Raw genomic sequence first — 20,938 nt, 5'->3', positions numbered from 1 at the left:
AGTGCGTCCCAGCTGCCAGGCAGTTGGGATGTCAGAGCCGTGGAATAGGCTGAACCAATGCACAAGCAGCGCGTAGTCTTCGTTCACGGCCTGGGGAGTTTCGGCGCCGCAGCATGGCCGAAGCAACACGGCATGGCGCTGGCCTATGACGCCCTGTTCCTGAGGCGGCACGGCTTTTCGGCGGTCGAGGAACCGGCGCCATCCAATGTGGCGGCAGATGTCGCCATCGTGATCAATGCGTTGGCCGATGCCGGTGGAGGCCACGTCGTGGCGCACGAACAGGGCGCCATTTCCGCCATGCTGGCAGCTATTGAGCGTCCTGATCTTGTGCATTCGCTGTCGTTGGTGGAGCCGGCGTGCTTGTCGCTGACAGCCGAACTGCCGGCCACGGCCTCCCACCGTGCGCTGATGGAGCCGTTGTTCGACGTCCGGACACAATTGAACGACGCCGACTACCAGCGGGAATACTTCCGCAGGGCTTTCTCGGCCGAAACCGGGGGACTGGACACGCCGGAGGCCCGGAAGTCTGCGCGGCGCCTCAGGCTCCAGGCACCGCCATGGGAGGCACCGCTTCACATTGTGCCCGGCGTTCCCACCTTGGTCCTTACGGGTGGTTGGGAGCCGCTCTACGAGGAAATTGCGGGATACCTCCAGGAGACCGGCGCCCTCCGCCGGGTAGCAGCGGGCGGGCACCGGCCCCAGGATTCAGTGGATGGCGATCACATCATCCGCTCGTTTGTCGCGGACGTGGGACGGGCCATGTCAGTTCAGGCGTCCTGAGCTGCCATTGCCCGCAGTGCCGGGTACCTGCAGTTCCGGCAGGTAGACTTTCCCGCCTGATGCCAGGAACTCCTGGCTTTTTTCCCTCATGCCGTTGTACATGCCGGCGATTGCGGCCTGCGCTTCAGCTGAACCGTACTCATCGCGGATATCCTGGCTGATCCGCATGGAGCAGAATTTCGGCCCGCACATCGAGCAGAAGTGCGCGGTCTTGGCCGGCTCGGCGGGCAGGGTTTCGTCGTGGAACGCCTCGGCTGTCACAGGATCGAGGGACAGCGCGAACTGGTCGCGCCAACGGAACTCGAAGCGGGCTTTGGACAGTGCATCGTCGCGCTCGTTCGCGCCAGGGTGCCCCTTGGCGAGGTCAGCGGCGTGGGCGGCGATCTTGTAGGTGATCACACCGGTTTTGACGTCGTCCTTGTTCGGCAGGCCAAGGTGTTCCTTGGGTGTCACGTAGCAGAGCATTGCCGTGCCGTAGCGGGCGATTTCGGTCGCGCCAATGGCCGAGGTGATGTGGTCGTAGCCGGGCGCCACATCCGTGACCAAGGGACCCAGTGTGTAGAACGGGGCACCCTTGCACAGTTCCTGCTGGCGTTCGACGTTTTCACGTACCAAGTGGAAGGGGATGTGCCCCGGGCCTTCAACCATGACCTGGACATCGAACTCCCACGCCCGCTGGGTCAGCTCGGCAAGGGTGTCCAGCTCTGCGAACTGCGCGGCATCATTGGCGTCCGCGATGGAGCCGGGACGCAGCCCGTCGCCGAGCGAAAAGGCGACATCGTACTTGGCGAAGATCTCGCACAGTTCGTCGAAGTGGGTGTAGAGGAAGTTCTCCTGGTGGTGGGCCAGGCACCAGCCGGCCATGATCGAGCCGCCGCGGGAAACGATGCCGGTGACGCGATTGGCAGTCAACGGGACGTAGCGCAGCAGCACCCCGGCATGGACGGTCATGTAGTCCACCCCTTGTTCGCACTGTTCAATCACGGTGTCGCGGAAGATCTCCCACGTGAGCTTATTGGCTTCGCCATTGACCTTTTCGAGTGCCTGATAAATGGGAACCGTGCCGATTGGAACGGGGGAGTTGCGGATGATCCATTCCCGCGTGGTGTGGATGTCATCGCCGGTGGAGAGGTCCATGACCGTATCGGCACCCCATTGCGCCGCCCACTGCAGTTTGTCGACTTCCTCGGTGATGGAGCTGGTCACCGCGGAGTTGCCAATATTGGCGTTGATCTTGACCAGGAACGCCTTGCCGATAATCATCGGTTCGGATTCCGGGTGATTGATGTTGCTGGGGATGATGGCGCGTCCGGCGGCAACTTCGCTGCGGACCAATTCGACATCGCAGTTCTCGCGCAAGGCCACGAACTGCATCTCCTCCGTCACGATGCCCTTCCGGGCGTAGTGCATCTGTGTGACGGTCTTCTGCTCGACGGCGCGGCGGGGCACCGGTTGTGCGCCCTTCCACTCCGCCGATGCCGCACCGCGCCGGACCGCGGACTTGCCGTCGTCGAGCAGGTTCCTTTCACGGCCCGAGTACGGCTCCGTGTCGCCCCGGCCTTCGATCCAGGGTGCACGGAACGGTTCCAGCCCGACTCTCGGATCACTGCCCGGTCCGGCAGTTCGATAAACCTGCAGGGGCGGGTTGGCTTGGCCATTGGGGGAGGGTTCCAGCGCGATCTCGGTGACAGGAACGCGAATGCCATGTTCGGGATCTTCAAGCCACCCCAGCGAGTGGGATTTCAGCGACTGCGTCACGGTTTCCGGTGCCCCGGTCTCCACGACGGACGCGTTTTGGGCAGGGCTGTGCTGTGTTTCTGTGGTGCTCAAGGGACTGCTCACTTCCTTCGCCGGCATTACCCGGACAGGTTCAACGGTCGCAGACTGCCTCAGTCCGATCTCAGCCCCTGCAGGGGCCCCCGTGTGGTCGTAGACGAAGCTACCACAGCTGCCTGCGGCCGCACAGTCATATGGCGTTGCAGGCCTGCCCGGAACGTACAGGGCTAGGCTTTTGCCATGGCCAACATCATCGAATTCAGCGGTACGGTGCTCGTAGCGGCAGGCAAGGAGCGGAGGGGCATGTGGTCCGTTGACGGTCGCCTGACATTCATCCAGCCCGTGGCGGCACCGGACGTTGTGCTCGACGGCTGGGTCCTGCCCGGCTTTGTCGACGCCCACTGCCACATCGGTTTGGGGCCGGGCGGTGCCGTTGATGAGCAGACCACCCTCGCCCAGGCACGGGCAGACCTGGCGGCCGGCACACTGTTGATCCGTGATGCAGGATCGCCCAGTGACACGCGCTGGGTCCAAGGGCGTGCGGATTTGCCGCGACTGATCAGGGCTGGCCGGCACATAGCCAGGGATCGGCGGTACCTCCGAGGACTGGGCCATGAAATCGAGCCCGAACAGCTCGTGGAGACCGTCCGCAAAGAAGCCCGTGACGGCGATGGCTGGGTGAAACTCGTGGGCGACTGGATCGATCGCGGCATTGGTGACCTGGCCGCATCCTTCCCGGCCAAGCTGGTCAAGGACGCCATTTCGGCCGCGCACGATGAGGGAGCCAGGGTTACGGCCCACTGCTTCGCAGAAGACACCATTGACGACATGCTGGACGCCAATATCGACTGCATCGAACACGCTACGGGCCTCTTGCCGCGGCACCTTCCGCGGCTTGTGGAGCAGGGCGTTCCGATTGTCCCTACGCTGGTCAACATTGCGACTTTTCCGGAGATTTCCGCCCAGGCCGCGCCCAAGTTCCCCGTCTACGCAGATCACATGGCGAAGCTGTGGGAACGCCGCCACGACCGCGTGCTGGAGGCCTTCGAAGCCGGTGTCACCATCTACACGGGCACCGATGCCGGCAGCGTGATCAAGCACGGCCGGATTGCGGACGAGATGAAGGAACTGCACGACGCCGGCCTGCCGCCTTCCGCTGTCCTGGAGGCCGCAACGTGGGGCGCAAGGGCGTGGCTGGGTGCCGAAGCCATCAGCGAAGGGGCGAGTGCCGACGTCGTTCTCTGCCGTGAAGATCCGCGGGTCGCCCTCAACACCGTGGCCGAACTCCAGCACATCGTTTTACGTGGCGGGATCATCCGTTAGGAATAAATTGAAGCTTCAAGTATTTTAGTACTAGTAGAAGGTGCCGAAAGGGCGGCAGCCTCAAACCCAGGAGCTTCACATGACTACAGCAAACAGCCAGGATCTTCTTCCTGCCGAACTCACCATGGGCACCGTCATGCTCAAGGTAGGCGACATGAAGGTCATGAGCGACTACTACCAGCGCGCCTTGGGCCTGGACATCGTGGCCGAGCAGGATGGCGGACTGTACTTGGGCCGCACGGGAAAGCCTGTTGTCCACCTGGCGCCTGCCTCAGGTCTGCAGATCCCGGGCCGTGGGGAAGCGGGCCTGTTCCACACCGCCATCCTCTTTGAGGACCAGCCATCCCTGGCGGCCACCATTGCCACGGCGGCAGAATACGAGCCGCGCGCCTTTGCCGGAAGCGCCGACCACCTGGTCAGCGAGGCGTTCTATTTCACCGACCCCGAGGGCAACGGCATTGAGCTCTACTATGACAAGCCCCGCGAACTGTGGCAGTGGGACGGCAAGAACGTCGTCATGGACAACGTCGCACTCCCGCCGCAGCGGTTCCTGCAGCAGCACCTGAGTGAGGCTGCCGTGACCGGCCAGCGGGAGGCGGCCGCCGGGATCGGCCACGTGCACCTCCAAGTCGGGGACGTTGAAACTGCGCAAAAGTTCTATGTGGAAACCCTGGGGTTCGAGCGGACGGCGGGCTGGCACGGGCAGGCCTTGTTCGTATCCGCCGGTGGATACCACCACCACATGGCCATGAACGTGTGGAACAGTCGCGGTGCCGGACCCCGAAAGGACACGCTGGGGCTTGGGGAAGTCCTGATCGAGGTCCCCACGGCTGACGACGTCGCGATGCTGGCCGACCGGCTGAAGGTGGCGGGCGTCCAGAACCACCACACCGGCGCTGAGCTTCGGTTCGACGACCCGTGGCGGAACAAGCTGCGCGTCGCCGTTCGCTGAATCGTCCTGGCAGCCCATGGCTGCACTAGGCTGGGCATTGACGGCGCGGAACCTTTCGGTTCCCGTGCCGCCGCCCCGTCAGCACGAAGGATTGAGAGTACTTTCCATGGGCTTTGCCGAAATATTTGTAGCCACCCACGACGAAGCACTCAAACGGGCAGCCGCGCTGGATCGCGGCGCCGAAGCCACGGGCCCCGCCGTCAGGATCGAAGGCATCACAGACTTCGAGGTAGAACAGCTGGGCGACCTCGCCGGACAGGCCGTCCATGCTGCGGGAGCAGACTATGAGCTCGCCCTGGTGGATGTGACGAGTGATGCCCTCCTCGGAGTTCCCGAGGCCATGGTGCGCGCGCTTGCCGAACTGCTCACCTATGAAAGTGAGGGCGATGGCAACGTCCTTGATGATGTTGCTGCCGCCTGGGCCGCCCAGGACGACATGCCCTTTGACGCTTCCCAATCGCGCCAGTACGTCCAGCAACTGGCCGCCCTCGCCACGGATGTGGAAAAAGCCGACCGCTCCGGACTCTACGTCTGGTCCGCCTGACAGTTGCCCGGTTTTCGCGGATACGATCCGTCCGGAGTGACCAAGAACACGCCACCCTTTGCGGCCTAAGTCGTAATTGCACCGGGCATCTGGCACAATGGACAGGTACTTGATCGGCGCGGCCCCTCTCTCCGTGCCCGTATCTTGTCCTTCGAACCGTCCAGTATGGCCCGCCCCACGGGTGCAGAACGTCGGGTTCACCTCGTTTCAGAAACAGGAGTGACCACAAAAGTGGCCGTAAAGATTCGCCTTAAGCGCTTCGGTAAGATGCGCGCACCGTACTACCGCATCGTCGTCATGGATGCCCGCGCCAAGCGCGATGGCCGTGCCATTGAAGAAATCGGCAAGTACCACCCCACCGAAGAGCCGTCGTACATCGAGGTCGCTTCCGAGCGCGCCCAGTACTGGCTGTCCGTTGGCGCCCAGCCGACCGAGCAGGTTGCTGCGATCCTCAAGATCACCGGTGACTGGCAGAAGTTCAAGGGCCTGCCGGGCCAGGAAGGCACCCTGAAGACCAAAGCTCCGAAGGAAGCCTTCGTAGCACCGGAGAAGGGTTCCGTCATCATCCCGGAAGCCATCACCAAGAAGGCCAAGAAGGACGAAGCTGCTGAGGCTCCGGCCGAGGCTGAAGCAGAGACCACCGAGGCTGAGTAAGTTGCTGTCCGAAGCGCTCGAGCACTTGGTTCGTGGGATCGTTGACAGTCCTGAGGATGTCAAGGTCAGTGCCAAGAACAACCGCCGCGGGGAATCCCTTGAGGTGCGAGTTCACCAAGAGGACCTCGGACGGGTAATCGGCCGTCAAGGACGCACAGCCCGCGCACTGCGCACAGTTGTTGCGGCTTTGGCTGGTGGCGAGCAGGTCAGGGTCGACGTCGTCGACACCGACCGTCGCCGGTAACGCGCTCAGCACATCTTGTCTTAGGTCCGGCCCCTTCACCAAATATGGTGGAGGGGCCGGATTGCTTTATCCAACATTCATTACCGTGGCTGCCTGGCGGCGCGGGAACAACAAGAATTCAGAGGAACCCATGCAGCTCCAGGTGGCCCGGATCGGCAAACCCCACGGCATCCGCGGCGAGGTCACGGTGCAGGTACTCACCGACGCCCCGTCGGAGCGCTTTGTCGCAGGTACCGAGTTTGTCGTGGAGCCGGCCTCTGCCGGCCCCCTGACCATCCGCAGCGCACGGTGGAACAAGGACATCCTCCTGCTGGGCTTCGAGGAAGTTGCCGATCGCAACGCTGCCGAAGTCATCCGCGGCGCCAAGCTCTTCATCGAAACCGAGGAACTGGATGACGAGGACGATGATGAAGGCTGGTATGAGCACGAGCTCGTTGGCCTTGAAGCGCGGGTTGGCTCGCAGGTTGTGGGCACCATCGCTGCACTCACCACGCTCCCGGTCCAGGACCTGCTGACGGTCAAGACCCCGGACGGCAAGGAAATCCTTATTCCATTCGTCGACGAGATCGTGCCTGAAGTCAACGTCGAGGACGGCTACATCCTGGTCACCCCTCCTGCCGGCCTATTTGAGATCAACGAGTCCACCGCGGAGGAGTCCAAGGACGGCACCGGGGATGATGCCTGAATGAGGATTGATGTCGTCAGCATTTTTCCCGAATACCTTGCCCCGCTTGAGCTTTCGCTCATAGGCAAGGCCCGCCAGGACGGATTGCTCGAACTTAACGTTCACGATCTCCGCTCCTTCACCACGGACAGGCACCGCACCGTGGATGACACCCCCTATGGCGGTGGGGCAGGGATGGTGATGAAGCCTGAGCCGTGGGCCCAGGCCCTCGAATCCGTTGCAGCGGCCCGTGAAGGTTCCAAGCCCGTACTGATCGTTCCTTCGCCGGCAGGGGAGAGGTTCAACCAAGCCCTGGCCTACGAACTTGCCGAAGAGGACCAACTCGTCTTTGCCTGCGGACGCTACGAAGGCATCGACGAGCGCGTCATCGACTGGGCGCAGGACCACTTCACGGTTCGTCCCGTCAGCCTTGGAGACTATGTTCTCAACGGTGGCGAAGTAGCCGTGCTGGCCATGGTGGAAGCCATTGGGCGCCTCCTCCCGGGGGTTGTCGGCAATCCTGAGTCCTTGGTTGAGGAATCCCACTCCGACGGTTTGCTGGAATACCCGGTGTACACGAAGCCCTCAGCATGGCGCGACCATGAGGTCCCCGCCATCCTGCTCAGTGGCAACCACGGCAAGATCGCCCAATGGCGCCGCCACGAGCAATTCAGGCGGACAGCCGAGCGCCGTCCGGACCTTCTGGAAGCGTTCGACGCCGGTGCCTTGAGTCGCGCTGACCGCAACGCTTTGGCGGACCTCGGGTACGACATCGTCGAGGGCCGTTTGCGTCCGCGGCCCGGTGGCGGCGCCGCAAACTAAGGGCGCGCTCCCGCCGTCGAACGTTCAAGGGACCTGACAGTTGGCCCGACGGCAGCGCATATGGCAGAATTAACCCTTGTGTCTGCTGGGCTGACACCTGCCACAGGGGGAGTTCAGCCAACAGTCGGACAACCCGGTGACGCCAATCAGTGGCGGGACCGGACACTAAGAAACTTCGGCGGAAATTTCCGGTGGCTTTAAGTGCCCCCGGGCTTGTCCGCCGTAACCCAAAGTGAATGACCTGTGGCGTTCACCAGGAGTGGATTAATGCATATCCTCGATAGCGTAGATGCAGCATCGCTGCGTAACGATGTTCCTGAGTTCCGTGCGGGTGACACCCTCAAGGTTCACGTCAACATCATCGAAGGCAAGAACTCCCGTGTCCAGGTATTCCAGGGCTTCGTCCTGGGCCGCCAGGGTGACGGCGTTCGCGAAACCTTCACCGTTCGCAAGGTTTCCTTCGGTGTCGGCGTAGAGCGTACCTTCCCGGTACACTCCCCGATCATCGACAAGATCGAGGTCGTCACGAAGGGTGACGTCCGCCGCGCCAAGCTTTACTACATGCGTGCACTGCGCGGTAAGGCTGCGAAGATCAAGGAAAAGCGCGACTTCGCCAAGTAGTCCTGCGACTTACGCAACGGGTCCAGGATTCGTGCCCGGTAGTTCCGGAGCAATCCGCAACGCAACAGGGATACGAGTCATGGACACATCAGAACGCCAGCCCCGGAAACAGGGCTGGCGTTTTGTTTTGCTCGCACTGGTCCTTGCTGTCGCCATCAGTGGTTTGGTGCGCTCGTTGTGGCTGGATGTCTATTACATTCCCTCCGAATCCATGGAACCCCTCCTCGGAACCGGGGACCGGATCCTTGTTTCCCGCACGGCCTACGCGTCGGAGCCAATCCGCCGGGGTGACGTGGTCGTTTTCGATGGCCGCGGTTCATTCGCTCCGCTCAGCAGCGGCCAAGGCCCGTTGGTCGATGCGGTTTCTGCGGCGAGCCAGTGGTTCGGACTTACGGGAAGTGACACCACGTACGTCAAGCGGGTCATAGGAGTCGCCGGCGACCACGTCCGGTGCTGCTCGGCCGACGGAAGACTCACAGTCAACGATCAGCCTGTTGATGAACCCTATGTGTACCCAGGGGATGAACCCAGCAAGCAGAAGTTCGACGTCGTGGTGCCGGAGGGTCGTCTGTGGCTGATGGGCGACCACCGTTCCCGTTCAGCGGACTCTCGCGGACTGCTGGGTGCCCCGGGCGGCGGTATGGTGCCCGTGGAACGGGTTATCGGCCGGCCGGTCCAGATCGTCTGGCCACTTGATAGATTTGCAGAGATGCCTCGCTCCGCGCAGGCTGAAACACCTTTGAAGAACGGACAGTAGATGCCGGACAAAGCTCCCGGGAACCCTGAGAGGTACGACGACGACGCACGGCTCTCGGACGGAACGGCAAGTACTGCCGGCTTGGCGGAGTCGAGCCCGGATGACGCTGATGCTCCCGGGAAGACGCAGAGGAATCCCGTCCTCGTTTGGGTGAAAGAGATCGTCACCGTTGTAGCGATTGCCTTGGTGCTGTCCTTCCTGCTCAAGACTTTCCTGTTCAGGGCGTTCTATATCCCCTCGGAATCCATGGAAAGCACCTTGGATGTCAACGACCGGATCTTCATCAACCTCCTGGTTCCGGGCCCGTTCGACCTGTCCCGCGGTGATGTAGTGGTGTTCAAGGACACCCAGGCCTGGCTCGAACCCGTACCGCAAAAGCCCGCCGGGCCCATGGACTGGTTGAACGACAGCCTCGAATTCGTGGGGCTGATGGCCGATAACACCGATCAGCACCTCGTTAAGCGTGTCATCGGCCTCCCCGGCGACCACGTCTCCTGCTGCGACGCCCAAGGGCGCGTCAGCGTCAACGGGGTGCCGCTGAATGAGACGTACATTAACCCGGCGGAAATTCCCCAACCGAGCGCATTCGACGTCGTGGTTCCGGAAGGGAAGGTCTGGGTCATGGGCGACAACCGCAACCACTCGGCCGATTCCCGGGCTCACCAGGAAGTCAACGGCGGGTTCATCAACATCGACGACATTGAAGGTAAAGCGACCGTCATCGCGTGGCCTGTGAGTCGATGGACAATACTCGACAACCACTCAGACGTCTTCCGGGATGTCCCCAAGGCAACAGCGACCAAGTAATGACAACCACCACGGCAGCCGTCACGACGGGCAAGTCCCCAGCGAAAGCCAAGGGCAAGAAAACCGCGCCCAAGGCAAAGAAAACCGTTGGGTTTCCCACCCTTGACCACGAACGTACGTTCCTGGCTCCAGGCGTGAGCCTGCTTGCGGGCGTGGACGAGGTAGGCCGAGGCGCGTTGGCCGGTCCCGTGAGCGTGGGGATCGCCGTGGTGAACCTCGCCGACCATGGCCTGCTGGCCGATGTCCGGGACAGCAAACTGCTTAAGCCCGAGGACCGCGAACGGCTTGAGCCCTTGGTCAGGGACTGGGCTGTGGCATGCGCAGTGGGTCACGCGAGTTCCCGGGAAATCGATGAGATCGGCATTATCGCCGCGCTGCGCCTGGCAGGTACGCGGGCGTGGTTCGACATCCTGGCCGGCGGGATCACCCCGGACATCGTGCTGCTGGATGGCAGCCACAACTGGCTTTCACCCGAGGTCCAGGCTTCCCTCTTTGACACCCCGGCGGGTCCCGCCTGCGAAGCTCCCGTCCACACCAAGGTCAAGGCCGACATGAGCTGCCTCAGTGTCGCGGCAGCCAGTGTCCTGGCCAAAGTGGCCAGGGACCGCATCATGGTTGACCTGCACTCCGAGCTGCCTGCCTACGGGTGGGACGTAAACAAGGGCTATGCCACCCCCGCCCACAGGGAGATGATCCGCCAGCAAGGTCCCAGCGCATACCACCGGACGAGCTGGAACCTGACCAGCTCCGGAGCCGACTGATCCGCCCCATGGACGCTCCCAAGCCCCAGGCCGGGCCCGGGTGGCGCGTCACGTCCTGAAGATGGTGCAAGATGGAAGCATGAGCGCCGAGGACCTTGAGAACTATGAGACCGACATGGAGCTGCAGCTCTACCGTGAATACAGGGACGTCGTCGGACTGTTCAGTTACGTCGTCGAAACTGAGCGGCGGTTCTACCTTGCCAACCATGTTGACCTCCAGGCCCGCAGCGCGGATGGGGAAGTTTACTTTGACCTCACGTTGCAGGATGCCTGGGTATGGGACGTGTACCGCTCGGCCCGCTTTGTGAAGAACGTCAGGGTCATCACCTTCAAGGACGTCAACGTGGAAGAACTTCCGAAGAGCGAAGACCTGGCGCTACCGAAGGACGGCGGACTCGGCGACCTTGGCAACTAGTTCCAAGTGTCCCTCCACAAGCGTGACTACCGGGGAGTTACCCACATAGCGCAATGACCTCCTGCCGCCCGCCGTTGCCAGCCTGAAAGCTGGTAGCGGAGGTGATGGTCATGAGAGCAAAAGACCTGCTTGGCCAACATGGTGAAGCATTGGCCGCGGAGTTCCTGGAGACCCAGGGAATGCGGATCATAGATCGCAACTGGCGCTGCACGGACGGCGAAATAGACATTGTGGCCCTCGAGGGCGACATCCTCGTAGTCGCCGAGGTCAAGACCCGCCGAAGCCTGGATTACGGACATCCCTTCGAAGCCGTAGGTCCAGCCAAGCTGGCCCGCCTGCACCGGCTCGCGTCGTCGTGGTGCCGTGCCCACGAGGTGAGGGCCTTGCGCCGGCGCATTGACGTCGTTGGCGTTGTCGACGACGGCATCGGGCAACCCCTGCTGGAGCACCTGCGGGGTGTGGGCTAGATGGGGGTGGGGCGCAGCTACTGCGTGGCCTTGGTTGGCTTGAATGGCTACATCGTCGAGGTCGAAGCGGACATTGGACAAACGCTCCCGAGCTTCGTGATCCTGGGCCTCCCGGACGCGGCACTGAACGAAGCCAAGGAACGGATTCGTTCCGCCGCCCAAAACTCCGGCATCCCACTGAGCCGGCGAAAGATCACGGCCAATCTGATTCCGGCTTCACTGCCCAAGCGGGGATCCGGCTTCGACCTCGCCATCACCATGGCTGTCCTTTGTGCAGCGAACGATGTCCGCTCCATTGGCAGGACGGTGTTCATGGCAGAACTTGGCCTGGACGGACGGCTGCGTCCTGTTCGTGGAATCCTCCCGGCGGTTATGGCCGCCGTGCAGGCAGGCTTCCCGGACATCGTCGTGGCGGAGGCAAATGCCGCCGAGGCGTCGCTGGTGCCCGGGGCAAAGGTTCACGGGTACAAAACGCTCGCGCGGCTCGCCTACGATTTCGGTGCAGACCCCAAGGACCTCGTACTGGACTACGAGCCATCGGGGACTGACACTGCCGAGGATGACGACACCACCGGGTTCCCGGAGCCTGACCTCTGTGACGTTTCGGGGCAGGGAGAGGCGCGCAGGGCCTTGGAAGTCGCTGCAGCCGGCGGGCACCACATGCTCCTGACCGGACCGCCGGGTCCCTGTCCTTAACCATCGATATGACGTTGCGCTCGTATATCAGGATTATCTGGTGTTGGCACTGTCGCCGTGGACGTTCTGTAACCGAGTGATCAGTGGCAGTGTCAAAGAGAACCGGGCACCGACCAGCCCGTTAGGATCGGAGCATGATCATCACCAGCAGCACACCTGGATATCCATATCAACAAGGACGGAAATCTGCTAGCTGGGAAGACTTCAAGGGCCAAATCCGCAGCGTTGATCGCGATACTCTCCTGATTCAATGCGCCGCGGCGAGTGCGGCGATTACTCCCAATGACGACCGCGACGATTCCCTGAGTCGGCGGGGGCTCAACCCGTGGAATATTGCCGACGTTGCGCGCACGTCACTTGCATGGGGATCGTTCCAACGACCACAAGCTGACAGCAAAGTCCTTCTGCGCCTTTGTAATATGAACGTGCACCTGACCGATGAGGAACTTCGCTCAAACCCCGATCGGTCTGATGCTTTCGCGAAGACCCTCACGCGGATGTACTTCGAGCAGTTCCCCGGCCAGCGAAATATTTTCCCGGCGCTCTCAAGAACCATTCTCCTCTTTGGCTCAATGAGCGAACATCCAAACGGCTTTTCGCCGGAAAAGATGACCGCAGGTTGGTTCGAGGAGATCACGAACGGCCTGACGCTTGACGACTACGTCGAATCGGTGTTTGTCATATCTGTTGGCGCTCATTCCAACAACGGCGTATTTAGTCTTCAGTGGCTAACCGGTGAGGCATTTCAGGGGCTGGGGGAGGTGCTCTCGTTTAAGGCGCTGCGGCAGACGTTTACTGAGCAGCTCGTCACCTCCGTGGCCGAGTTCAAGCGGGTGAACCGTCAGTTCCAAGACCATGCGACCTCGGCTCAGAAGAAGTTCGCGTTTAACCCCCTTGCGAATCGACCATTCATCGACGGAATTACTGATGATCCGATCGCGCCTTGGTGCCAGGCGATCATTGCCAAGGCCCTTCCGCCGGCCATCTATTTTCTCGGCGTCCAAGCATTCGGCGACGGTTTCGCTCGAGATCTGGGTCACGTGTTTCAGCATTATGTAGGCCGTCACCTGGAACTCGTCAGCGGTGATTGCTCGTCCAAGCCTGAGGTTCCGTATCTTTTCAAGAAGAACCGCATCGATTCTTGTGACTGGTTCCTTGACCTCCCCGGGTTGCTCGTGCTGATTGAGTGCAAGGCAAGACAGCCCATTGAGGCTCTTAGGGTCGGTAGGGACAGCTGGCTCGATTCGGTCTCCGGCTCAATCGGCAAAGGCATTGACCAGCTGAACCGGTCGCATCGAGATATCGAAGCTATCGCAGCCGTCAACCCGGAAATCGACCCGACAAAAACACGCGTAGGGCTCGTCATTACCTTGGAACCGTTCTATATGGACCAAAACTGGCCGATGCGCGCGCAACTACCGGATGCGGATTTCCCTGTGGGGGTGCTGTCCATCGAAGAACTGGAGTCGCTTGTCACGCTCTCGGGCGATGAACTGGCCGACCTACTAACGAAAGCAGCGCACGATTCCGTTGACGGAGTATTGCTGATGACGCCTACCCTGAAGGCGGCGGCCGGACGGGAGAACCTGCTCCTGGCGTCCACCTGGGATTCAATTGGGCTGTTCAAGCGCATTGATGACGAGCAGAACCGCAAGGCAGCTACCTAAGTGTGCTTCGAAGCTTCCGCGTCGATGTTGCCCGGTGCAACGCCAAGGCACAGTGGCACCGACCGCTAGGATCGAAGGGATGGTCCCGATAGTCGAATGACTGCGGGTTATTTTTTGGGGGCAGCTGAAATGATGTTCGGGGAAGGGCTGTTCGCCAACGGCCGGCCTGAGTATGAAAAGGAACTCGGAGCGGGTATCACGGAGGCGAAAGTGCTGATTACGGTCAAGGCCGCTCCACAGCCCTCGGCTAACCATGGTGACACTGTTTGCGTGGCCGGTCTCAGACTTGCGGAAGGTGGCCCGGAATGGATCCGTCTTTACCCGATTCCTTTCCGCTATCTCCAGGCTGACGCGAAATTCAAGAAGTACGACATCGTGAAGCTAAAGCTCACACCAGCGGCCAAAGATCGACGACCCGAGAGCTACACCCCTATCCTTGATTCCTTGACCATCGACTCCCACCTTGAGCCGTGGAAGCCACGGCACCCACACGTTGACCCGCTTATCGATGCATTCAACACCTGCGAACTCAACTCCCGCGCTTTGAACGGATCGGCCGGCCCATCCCTGGCTGCCGTAGTGCCGGCGGACATCGACAAGCTGGAATTACGACTTTTCGACGGGTGGACCTCGGAGCAACAAGCCAAGATGGAAGCCCATCTGAACCAAGACACACTCTTTGGACCCAAGACGGACAAATCGATCCTGTCCCCGCCGAGGTTTGAAGGTCATTATCGCTACCGCTGCACTGGCAGGATTTGCAAAGGACACCGGCAAGGTCTGCTGGATTGGGAATTCACCGAACTTCAGCGGCGGCACGCGGGGGACACCGATGAAGCCGCCAAAGCGGCAATCCAAAAGAGATTCCTGGATCAGCTGTGCGCTCCGGCCCGCGGTCCGGTGTTTTTCCTGGGTAACCAGCTGAAAAGACCCCAGGCGTTCGGAGTCTTGGGCGTTTATGCAGCAGGGGTTCGTTAGCTGCCGACCAGAGCCGCCAGGCGTTCTTTTACGCGCGTGAGAACGTATTTGCGGTGGCAGCACAGCTCGCTGGCCTCAAAGCACAGCACGGCCACACGCTGCCGGGAGGCAAGGTCGGTGAGCTCAATAATCTTTTCAGCAGCTGATTCGCTGTCAAGCAGAGACTCGAAACGCTCGCCCGCAACCTTTGCAGCCGGAGTTCCCGGAGCCCAGAAACCTTCACGGTTGTCTTTGGGATTCCCTAACGCCGGCATGTGGCTGTAGCCGATGCCGGCTTCGGCTAGTGCTTCGCTCAGCGCCCTCTTTGAGAAGCCTTTTTTCCTTGAGATCGGGTTCAACCGAACGTCCACGACCGTCCCGATTTTCCAAGCCGTCAGTTCCTCAAGGAACGACGCAATGTCCTTCCCTTCGTAACCAACACCGATGACGCCGCTCGTTTCAGTCCACATGGTTTCATTCTTGCACGGGCGCAAAATCGGCCGACGTCGCACCGCTTTGCCGCAGCCTCTACCGGTGCGGTCAATCCCATGTCTGGCCGCACCAGCAGCGGCCCTCCTGGTGCTCCTGGATGACAAGGACACGTTCCTCTCCGAGCAGGATGATGTCTTCGTAGCTGAGCATGCCCCCAGTGCAGCATCAGCGGGCCGGCTGCCGGTAGGGGCGTCTTGGTCTATGTGGAAAACCGCAGGTAACGGCATCGGAGCCCTCTGTCCGTGAGCCTGCTGTGACTACCACCGAAATCCGAACGGCGGCGAACCAGGGACGAGTCTCCAGTTCCGGGGACCTACGCTGATGCACCATCAACTCTTTCCCTCACCCTCGACGGCGGGTTTGGCCAGCGTGTGCTGTCGGAACTCGACAGTTAGTGAACATGTGGTGATTGCAGTGGAAGGGGGACGTTTGTGCTGATTTCGCAGGGATCTTCCCCCCTCGTTTATGAGGTGGGAAACATACCCCTCACATAGACCTCCGGGGGTATGACCTTAAACATGTATATGAGAAGGGGCCAGCACGCCAAGCCATCTCACGGCCGTCTCTGGTCTTCAGATGGTCCTGAACTCCATCAGCCCTCGGCCTCGGCCCGTTCTTCCGCACGCCTGCATCGACCCGAATGCCTCTAGGACGACGGGGCCTCCAAGAGGAGAAGGTTTTCGCCCCGACGCGTCAGGTTGTGGTGTGTGCCCTAGCCGGACTCGCCTAGCGCCTGCGTCGCTGTGATGTTAGACGGGAAGGGCGTCCCTGCCGACATCTCTGAACAGTAGCTGGGATTCATGCGTCACTTCACGACTGGGGCCCGGTTGATAGCGGCGGAGGCTGTTTCACAGTTGGAACACTGTGGGCTGCGACACACTCTTTACCGTGGATACAGATGCCGTGGCGGCTGTCACATTTGGGGGCGCCGCGGCATGACTACCCGCGCTTCTTAGAGCGGGTGCAAGGACATTCCCACCTATCTGTTCCGCTGGCCAATGAGCCTGTTTCAAGGGAGAAACACATGACAAGCACCAAAGCATCGCCGCCGGCGATGACGCCCCGCCGGGCGGCGACAGCCGCCCTCCTCGGTAGTGCACTGGAGTACTACGACTTTTTTGTTTACGGCGCGGCAGCGGCCCTCGTTTTCAATGTGCTGTTCTTTCCTTCCGGAGATCCCGCTGTTGCCTTGATCGGATCGTTCGCGACTTTCGCGGTGGGTTATGTGGCACGGCCCGTCGGCGCAATGGTGATGGGGCACTTCGGCGATCGTCTTGGCCGCAAGAAGGTCATGCTCGCCACGGTGGTCATGATGGGTGCCGCCTCGTTCTCCATCGGATGTCTTCCGACATTTGACCAGGTGGGACTGCTGGCCCCGGCACTGTTGGTGGTCTTGCGAGTGGTCCAGGGTTTCTCCGCGGGGGCTGAATCCGCAGGCGCCTCGACGTTGACAGTTGAACATTCCCCCGTTGGACGCCGGGGCTTCTTCACCAGCTTCGTTATGGTTGGCTACGCGGTCGGCTGCTCGTTGGCGACCATTGTTTTCCTTCCCGTGGCGCTCCTGCCCGCCGAACACCTCTATGGCTGGGGCTGGCGGGTTCCCTTCTGGCTCAGCGCGGTCGTTGTCGTGATTACTTACTACGTGCGGAGCCATCTGGAGGAAACGCCCGTGTTCGCTGAAGCGAAGGAAGAACGCGCAGTCCGGAAGCTGCCGCTGAGCGATGTTTTCAAGTACCACTGGCGCAGTGTGATTTGTGTTGCCGGGGCATCGCTGATGGCAGCGATGCAGACTTTGTTCGCTGTTTTCAGCTTGTCCTACGGAACCTCGGTCGGGGTGGACCGGAGTGCGATGCTCGCGGTCATCTCGGGCGCCATAGCGCTGTCCGTCTTCACTCTTCCGGCAGCGGGCTACCTCTCTGATGTCATCGGCAGGAAGCGGACGATGCTGATTTCCTCTGTAGGGTGTGCGGTCACGATCTTCGGTTACCTTTGGGCGATATCGACGACGGACGTCCTGCTGATCGGGGTCTCCGCGTTCATCAACATGACGTTGTTCTTCAGCTGCTACAACGGGGTGTGGACGTCGTTCTTTGCCGAGCAGTTCCCGGCACCTGTGCGCTTCACAGGCATGGCTGTCAGCAATCAGCTGGGCAATCTCCTGGCCGGCTTCGCGCCGATGGTCGCGGCGATGATTCTCGTGCCGGGCCCGTCCGGCTGGCTGCCGGTAGCAATCTTTGGTGCGGTAGCCGCCGGCATCGCGGCCGTCGCAGTCCTCGGGATGCGCGAGACTTCCAAAACCCCCACAGAGCTGCTCGGTGGGCCGCGGGCTCAACCCACAAATCCCAAACGTTCCCTGGACGAGCCTGCCGGGACCAAGAGGACCGTTCAGGCGGTAACGGACTAGACCCAGTAGACCCTAAAAGGATGGGCCCCCGACGGTTTTTCGTCGGGGGCCCATTTATTTTGGCCTGTGTTGCTCGTTCCCGGGCTAGGGTCCCGGAAGGATCATTCGTTCGTCGTCGTCAATTTTCAGGGCACGCATTTTCCGGTACATGGTGGTGCGCCCGATACCCAGAATTTCCGCGGCACGGGACTTGTTGCCGTTGGCTTCCGCCAGGGCGGCGACGATGGTATCGCGCTCGGATTGCTCGTAGCGGCTGAGCGAGGAGAGGGTTGTCTGCCGCATGGGGGCTGGCAGGTCTTTTGTTTGGATCAGGCCGGTGCCGGCCGAACGTCGCAAGTGGGCAAGGAGCCGTGCCATCTCGGCGACGTTACCGGGCCAGCGCCAGGCCAGCAGGCATTGGAGGGCTGCGGGGGAGAACCGTGGCGCCGGCGCCCCGGGAAAGAGTTCGGCCGAAACCTCACGCACGATGTCCAGCAACTCACCGCGCAGTTCCACAAGGGAAGGCAGTCGTACCAGCCCTTGAAGGTCCTCGGCTTCGTGATTGGGGTTGAATGGGCCGCTGGTCCGTTCGGTAAGGATGACACGTGCCCCGGGGTGGACGCCGGGGCGGTGGGCCGCCGCAAACTCGGTGAGTCGGTCCACCAGATCGTGGCCGATGCCTGGTCCGGCGGTAACGAGGATTCCGCAGCCCTCGGCTAATGCCGCTTCCATGAGGGCCCAGGCCGTTGGGTCCTCGGTGAGCATTTCTGCGGTGAATGTCTTGGGCTCTCGCCCAGTGTGCTGGCGCAGCCATTTTGAGGACTGGTGATGCTTCCCGGTACCAGGGCCCCCGGTGACGCGGATCAGGCCATCGGCCGTGGCGGCAGCGGTGAGTTCGCGTTGGAGCACGCCGTAAGAAGTCGTCGTCCGGGCTTGGCGGGAGGATAGGCCGTCCAGCACTTCGCGGAGCGCGGGCGCAGACCTTTGCTCTGGGTGTTTGCCGACGGAAACCCCGCCCTCGGCGGGCGCACTGGCTGGCTCCGTAAATTCCAGCGCGAAGATCGCGTCCTGGCCAGCGCGGCCGAGACGGCGCACCATGGCTTCGGTTCCGAGCACCGGAAGTTCGAGTTGCAGCTTGTCCTGGTCCCAATGGTGCATGCGCAGCATCTCCCACAGGTAGGCGTGGGACTCGGCGTCAAAATGGGCGAGTGCGGGAAGGTCTGTCATCACGGTTTCTGAGTTCATGACCAGGACCGGATGCTTGGAGGACCGGAACTGGCGGTACGTTCGGGCCAGCTCGAGGTTCCGGGAATCGGCCATCAGCTCAAGCGCCTCGGCGATCTGATGACCGGCCTGCCGGGCCATGGAAACCATCAAGGGGCTTGAGGCGTCAACGTGGGAGGCGATGGACAGCGATCCCACGATCCGGCCCGTGATGGGGTGCTTGATGGGCGCTCCCGCGCAGGCCAGTCGGGCCAGGGCATCGTTAAAGTGTTCGTGGCCGCGGACGAAAACCACTCCGCGCCCCTCAATGGGGGTGCCGAGCCCGTTGGTGCCCAGAGCCTGTTCGGAAAAGACGAACCCCTCCGCGGCGTTGGCGTTGTCCAGTGTGCGCGTGTCCTGGGCATCGACAATGCGCCGGGAGACGATCCGGCCCTCCTCATCGGCGAGGAAAAGGGCCATCCGGGTGTCGGTGAGATTGTTTTGCCACTGGTCCAAAATTCTTCCGGCAGCGCGCAGGATTGCACTGTCCGGATCGACTTCGCCAAGGATGTGGGGGCCGGTTGCAGGGTTGACGTGGTTCGAGACGGATCGCCGCCAGCTTTGTTCGATTTCTTCAGCTACCAGCGACGCGGGGATGGAAGCCCTGACGAGGCCTTCCGTGATCAGCCGCTCGCGGGCGCTCCGGAGCGCGTCTTCGCGGCGTGATTTGTCCATCACTTACTCATTCTCAAGCAGTCAAAACGATGCGTCCAGCAATCCCGCCGGCGGTCAGGTCGTCCAGGGCCCGGGACACTTCGGCCGCAGACAGGGTCCTTTCGGACACCGGGATGGTGGGAAGTTCCCCTGCTTTGGCAATCCGGACCAGATCCTGCAGTTGTGAAAGTGTCCCGACAAAGCTGCCTTCGATGCGGATCATGCGCAGCGCCAGCATGGCAGTCGGAAGGGTGACTTCACCGCCGAAGAGTCCTACCTGGACCATTGTCCCCGCTTTGGCGAGGGCGTCGAACGCGGCCGTAGCGGTGGCACCGTTGTTGACGAAGTCGACGACGGCGCTGGCCGGCCCGCCTGCCGCGCGTTGAATGTCGGCTGCCCCGCTGCCGGCTCCGGAAAGGACCGTGCTGGTGGCGCCCATGTCCCGGGCCAGGGCCAGGTTCCGTTCCGCGACATCGACCGCGCAGATGTTCCGGTGGCCCCGGGCACGGAGGATCGCTATGGCGGTCAGGCCCAGCCCTCCTGCCCCGAAGATGACCACAGGCTCGTCCGGCTCAAGCGGAAGAACCTTGTCCACGGCACTGTGGGCGGTGAGGCCGGAACACGCCAAGGTCGCTGCCCAACTCGGGTCAAGGCCCTCAATGTCCACGAGGTACTTCTCGTCGGGCACGATGATGTACTCGGCGTAGCCGCCGTGGCGTGCGACCCCAAGGTTCTGTCCGGCGGCGCAGCGGTTATCGTGGCCTTCCCGGCATTGGCGGCATGTGCCGCAGCCGATCCACGGGTAGATCAGTCGCACGTCTCCGGCGCTGACGGATGCAACGTCAGCACCTACCTGTTCGACAACGCCGACTACTTCGTGGCCCAGTACCATCGGGTACTGGATGCCGCGGTCTTTCATGCTCATGTGTCCGCGGCTGCCCAGGTCGTAGCCGCCTTCGCGGAGGTGGGTGTCGGTGTGGCAGACGCCAGCCCGCATGACCTTCAGAAGTACCTGCCGCCCCTCGGGGCGTGGCGTCGAGAACTCCAGGTCATGGATGGTGGCATCGTCCGGGAGGACGGCGAATGCATGCATTGCGGAACACCTCTTCATTGTGGCAATCGGTATCCATCCATCATGACCAACTATTGCTGCAGCTTCCAATACCAATCCGGGACCCCTTTAGTGGGCGATCCGGTATCAATGCATCCGCTGGAGTGTTTCACATTGGAACACGTGTG

At 61.8% G+C, this 20,938-nt stretch carries 21 protein-coding genes, 1 pseudogene and 1 riboswitch; of the genes and pseudogenes, 18 read left to right on the top strand and 4 right to left on the bottom strand.

The features are described from left to right. The first annotated feature begins 57 nt into the window (after positions 1-57). Positions 58-780 carry an alpha/beta fold hydrolase gene (locus NEK97_RS06495; RefSeq protein WP_257369053.1) on the top strand — a complete coding sequence of 241 codons (723 nt, stop codon included), beginning with the start codon at positions 58-60 and terminating at the stop codon, positions 778-780. On the opposite strand, the gene thiC is transcribed toward NEK97_RS06495, so the two are convergent. Continuing rightward, entirely contained in the window at positions 763-2,610 is a 1,848-nt protein-coding gene (gene thiC / locus NEK97_RS06490) for a phosphomethylpyrimidine synthase ThiC (RefSeq protein ID WP_306672883.1), read from the bottom strand. The two genes, NEK97_RS06495 and thiC, sit on opposite strands and share 18 nt — an antisense overlap. Then, positions 2,606-2,713, bottom strand: a riboswitch (TPP riboswitch). Its footprint overlaps the gene before it by 5 nt. 83 nt (positions 2,714-2,796) lie before the next feature. Between thiC and NEK97_RS06485 the strand changes: the two genes are divergently transcribed. The 16 genes and pseudogenes from NEK97_RS06485 (at position 2,797) to NEK97_RS06410 (ending at position 14,928) form a co-directional block, all read left to right on the top strand. Next, a complete protein-coding gene (locus NEK97_RS06485) occupies positions 2,797-3,879 on the top strand; it encodes an amidohydrolase family protein (protein WP_257369052.1) in 1,083 nt (360 codons plus the stop codon). Between the two features lie 79 nt (positions 3,880-3,958). Continuing rightward, positions 3,959-4,831 (top strand): VOC family protein, encoded by an 873-nt coding sequence (locus NEK97_RS06480; protein ID WP_257369051.1) that lies wholly within the window; start codon positions 3,959-3,961, stop codon positions 4,829-4,831. Positions 4,832-4,937: 106 nt separating this feature from the next. Then, positions 4,938-5,375 (top strand): hypothetical protein, encoded by a 438-nt coding sequence (locus tag NEK97_RS06475; RefSeq protein ID WP_257369050.1) that lies wholly within the window; start codon positions 4,938-4,940, stop codon positions 5,373-5,375. Between the two features lie 231 nt (positions 5,376-5,606). Next, on the top strand, positions 5,607-6,029 hold the full coding sequence (gene rpsP, locus NEK97_RS06470) for a 30S ribosomal protein S16 (RefSeq protein ID WP_024817151.1): 423 nt from the start codon (positions 5,607-5,609) through the stop codon (positions 6,027-6,029). Between the two features lies 1 nt (position 6,030). Then, positions 6,031-6,273: an RNA-binding protein gene (locus NEK97_RS06465; RefSeq protein ID WP_235522066.1), complete on the top strand. Its 243-nt coding sequence runs from the start codon at positions 6,031-6,033 to the stop codon at positions 6,271-6,273. A gap of 130 nt (positions 6,274-6,403) precedes the next feature. Then, on the top strand, positions 6,404-6,958 hold the full coding sequence (gene rimM, locus NEK97_RS06460; RefSeq protein WP_257369284.1) for a ribosome maturation factor RimM: 555 nt from the start codon (positions 6,404-6,406) through the stop codon (positions 6,956-6,958). Beyond that, entirely contained in the window at positions 6,959-7,759 is an 801-nt protein-coding gene (gene trmD, locus NEK97_RS06455; protein WP_257369049.1) for a tRNA (guanosine(37)-N1)-methyltransferase TrmD, read from the top strand. 267 nt (positions 7,760-8,026) lie between these two features. After that, on the top strand, positions 8,027-8,380 hold the full coding sequence (rplS, locus tag NEK97_RS06450) for a 50S ribosomal protein L19 (RefSeq protein WP_014922079.1): 354 nt from the start codon (positions 8,027-8,029) through the stop codon (positions 8,378-8,380). 79 nt (positions 8,381-8,459) lie between these two features. After that, positions 8,460-9,137 carry a signal peptidase I gene (gene lepB / locus NEK97_RS06445; RefSeq protein WP_235522068.1) on the top strand — a complete coding sequence of 226 codons (678 nt, stop codon included), beginning with the start codon at positions 8,460-8,462 and terminating at the stop codon, positions 9,135-9,137. Further along, a complete protein-coding gene (lepB, locus tag NEK97_RS06440; protein ID WP_257369048.1) occupies positions 9,138-9,944 on the top strand; it encodes a signal peptidase I in 807 nt (268 codons plus the stop codon). Beyond that, complete coding sequence (locus NEK97_RS06435; RefSeq protein WP_257369047.1) at positions 9,944-10,705, top strand: ribonuclease HII; 762 nt, start codon at positions 9,944-9,946, stop codon at positions 10,703-10,705. Before lepB (NEK97_RS06440) ends, NEK97_RS06435 begins: the two co-directional genes overlap by 1 nt. A 79-nt stretch (positions 10,706-10,784) precedes the next feature. After that, positions 10,785-11,120 carry a DUF2469 domain-containing protein gene (locus NEK97_RS06430; RefSeq protein ID WP_235522071.1) on the top strand — a complete coding sequence of 112 codons (336 nt, stop codon included), beginning with the start codon at positions 10,785-10,787 and terminating at the stop codon, positions 11,118-11,120. A 101-nt stretch (positions 11,121-11,221) separates the two neighbouring features. Then, positions 11,222-11,587 (top strand): YraN family protein, encoded by a 366-nt coding sequence (locus NEK97_RS06425; protein WP_257369046.1) that lies wholly within the window; start codon positions 11,222-11,224, stop codon positions 11,585-11,587. Then, positions 11,588-12,271, top strand: a pseudogene (locus tag NEK97_RS06420) (magnesium chelatase domain-containing protein); the annotation flags it as partial. Positions 12,272-12,417: 146 nt separating this feature from the next. Further along, positions 12,418-13,950, top strand: a complete 1,533-nt coding sequence (locus NEK97_RS06415; protein ID WP_192477168.1) for a hypothetical protein — start codon at positions 12,418-12,420, stop codon at positions 13,948-13,950. A 96-nt stretch (positions 13,951-14,046) separates the two neighbouring features. Then, a complete protein-coding gene (locus NEK97_RS06410) occupies positions 14,047-14,928 on the top strand; it encodes a hypothetical protein (RefSeq protein WP_237428433.1) in 882 nt (293 codons plus the stop codon). Here the strand turns inward: NEK97_RS06410 and NEK97_RS06405 are convergent. Next, complete coding sequence (locus NEK97_RS06405; protein ID WP_192477076.1) at positions 14,925-15,377, bottom strand: DUF488 family protein; 453 nt, start codon at positions 15,375-15,377, stop codon at positions 14,925-14,927. The two genes, NEK97_RS06410 and NEK97_RS06405, sit on opposite strands and share 4 nt — an antisense overlap. Positions 15,378-16,423: 1,046 nt before the next feature. On the opposite strand from NEK97_RS06405, the gene NEK97_RS06400 reads away from it, so the two are divergent. After that, positions 16,424-17,803 carry an MFS transporter gene (locus tag NEK97_RS06400; protein WP_254590240.1) on the top strand — a complete coding sequence of 460 codons (1,380 nt, stop codon included), beginning with the start codon at positions 16,424-16,426 and terminating at the stop codon, positions 17,801-17,803. An 84-nt stretch (positions 17,804-17,887) separates the two neighbouring features. On the opposite strand, the gene NEK97_RS06395 is transcribed toward NEK97_RS06400, so the two are convergent. Continuing rightward, the gene (locus NEK97_RS06395; protein WP_192477086.1) at positions 17,888-19,720 is read right to left on the bottom strand and encodes a sigma-54-dependent Fis family transcriptional regulator; all 1,833 of its coding nucleotides are present in this window, start codon (positions 19,718-19,720) and stop codon (positions 17,888-17,890) included. A 13-nt stretch (positions 19,721-19,733) separates the two neighbouring features. Then, positions 19,734-20,792 (bottom strand): alcohol dehydrogenase, encoded by a 1,059-nt coding sequence (locus tag NEK97_RS06390; protein WP_192477088.1) that lies wholly within the window; start codon positions 20,790-20,792, stop codon positions 19,734-19,736. Positions 20,793-20,938: the final 146 nt, after the last annotated feature.

It is taken from the genome of Paenarthrobacter sp. UW852 (genome assembly GCF_024608385.1).
Taxonomy (GTDB): Bacteria; Actinomycetota; Actinomycetes; order Actinomycetales; family Micrococcaceae; genus Arthrobacter.
Note: the sequence above shows the minus strand (reverse complement) of the source record. Positions and strands in the feature narration are given on the sequence as shown.

What these genes read in the sequence shown, in the direction of transcription:
- NEK97_RS06390 (WP_192477088.1), bottom strand. Translation starts at nt 20,792, where the DNA reads ATGCATGCATTCGCCGTCCTCCCGGACGATGCCACCATCCATGACCTG.
- lepB (WP_257369048.1), top strand. Translation starts at nt 9,138, where the DNA reads ATGCCGGACAAAGCTCCCGGGAACCCTGAGAGGTACGACGACGACGCA.
- rimM (WP_257369284.1), top strand. Translation starts at nt 6,404, where the DNA reads ATGCAGCTCCAGGTGGCCCGGATCGGCAAACCCCACGGCATCCGCGGC.
- NEK97_RS06415 (WP_192477168.1), top strand. Translation starts at nt 12,418, where the DNA reads ATGATCATCACCAGCAGCACACCTGGATATCCATATCAACAAGGACGG.
- NEK97_RS06485 (WP_257369052.1), top strand. Translation starts at nt 2,797, where the DNA reads ATGGCCAACATCATCGAATTCAGCGGTACGGTGCTCGTAGCGGCAGGC.
- lepB (WP_235522068.1), top strand. Translation starts at nt 8,460, where the DNA reads ATGGACACATCAGAACGCCAGCCCCGGAAACAGGGCTGGCGTTTTGTT.
- NEK97_RS06480 (WP_257369051.1), top strand. Translation starts at nt 3,959, where the DNA reads ATGACTACAGCAAACAGCCAGGATCTTCTTCCTGCCGAACTCACCATG.
- NEK97_RS06405 (WP_192477076.1), bottom strand. Translation starts at nt 15,377, where the DNA reads ATGTGGACTGAAACGAGCGGCGTCATCGGTGTTGGTTACGAAGGGAAG.
- NEK97_RS06395 (WP_192477086.1), bottom strand. Translation starts at nt 19,720, where the DNA reads ATGGACAAATCACGCCGCGAAGACGCGCTCCGGAGCGCCCGCGAGCGG.
- NEK97_RS06495 (WP_257369053.1), top strand. Translation starts at nt 58, where the DNA reads ATGCACAAGCAGCGCGTAGTCTTCGTTCACGGCCTGGGGAGTTTCGGC.
- NEK97_RS06400 (WP_254590240.1), top strand. Translation starts at nt 16,424, where the DNA reads ATGACAAGCACCAAAGCATCGCCGCCGGCGATGACGCCCCGCCGGGCG.
- trmD (WP_257369049.1), top strand. Translation starts at nt 6,959, where the DNA reads ATGAGGATTGATGTCGTCAGCATTTTTCCCGAATACCTTGCCCCGCTT.
- NEK97_RS06475 (WP_257369050.1), top strand. Translation starts at nt 4,938, where the DNA reads ATGGGCTTTGCCGAAATATTTGTAGCCACCCACGACGAAGCACTCAAA.
- NEK97_RS06430 (WP_235522071.1), top strand. Translation starts at nt 10,785, where the DNA reads ATGAGCGCCGAGGACCTTGAGAACTATGAGACCGACATGGAGCTGCAG.
- NEK97_RS06410 (WP_237428433.1), top strand. Translation starts at nt 14,047, where the DNA reads ATGACTGCGGGTTATTTTTTGGGGGCAGCTGAAATGATGTTCGGGGAA.
- rplS (WP_014922079.1), top strand. Translation starts at nt 8,027, where the DNA reads ATGCATATCCTCGATAGCGTAGATGCAGCATCGCTGCGTAACGATGTT.
- NEK97_RS06435 (WP_257369047.1), top strand. Translation starts at nt 9,944, where the DNA reads ATGACAACCACCACGGCAGCCGTCACGACGGGCAAGTCCCCAGCGAAA.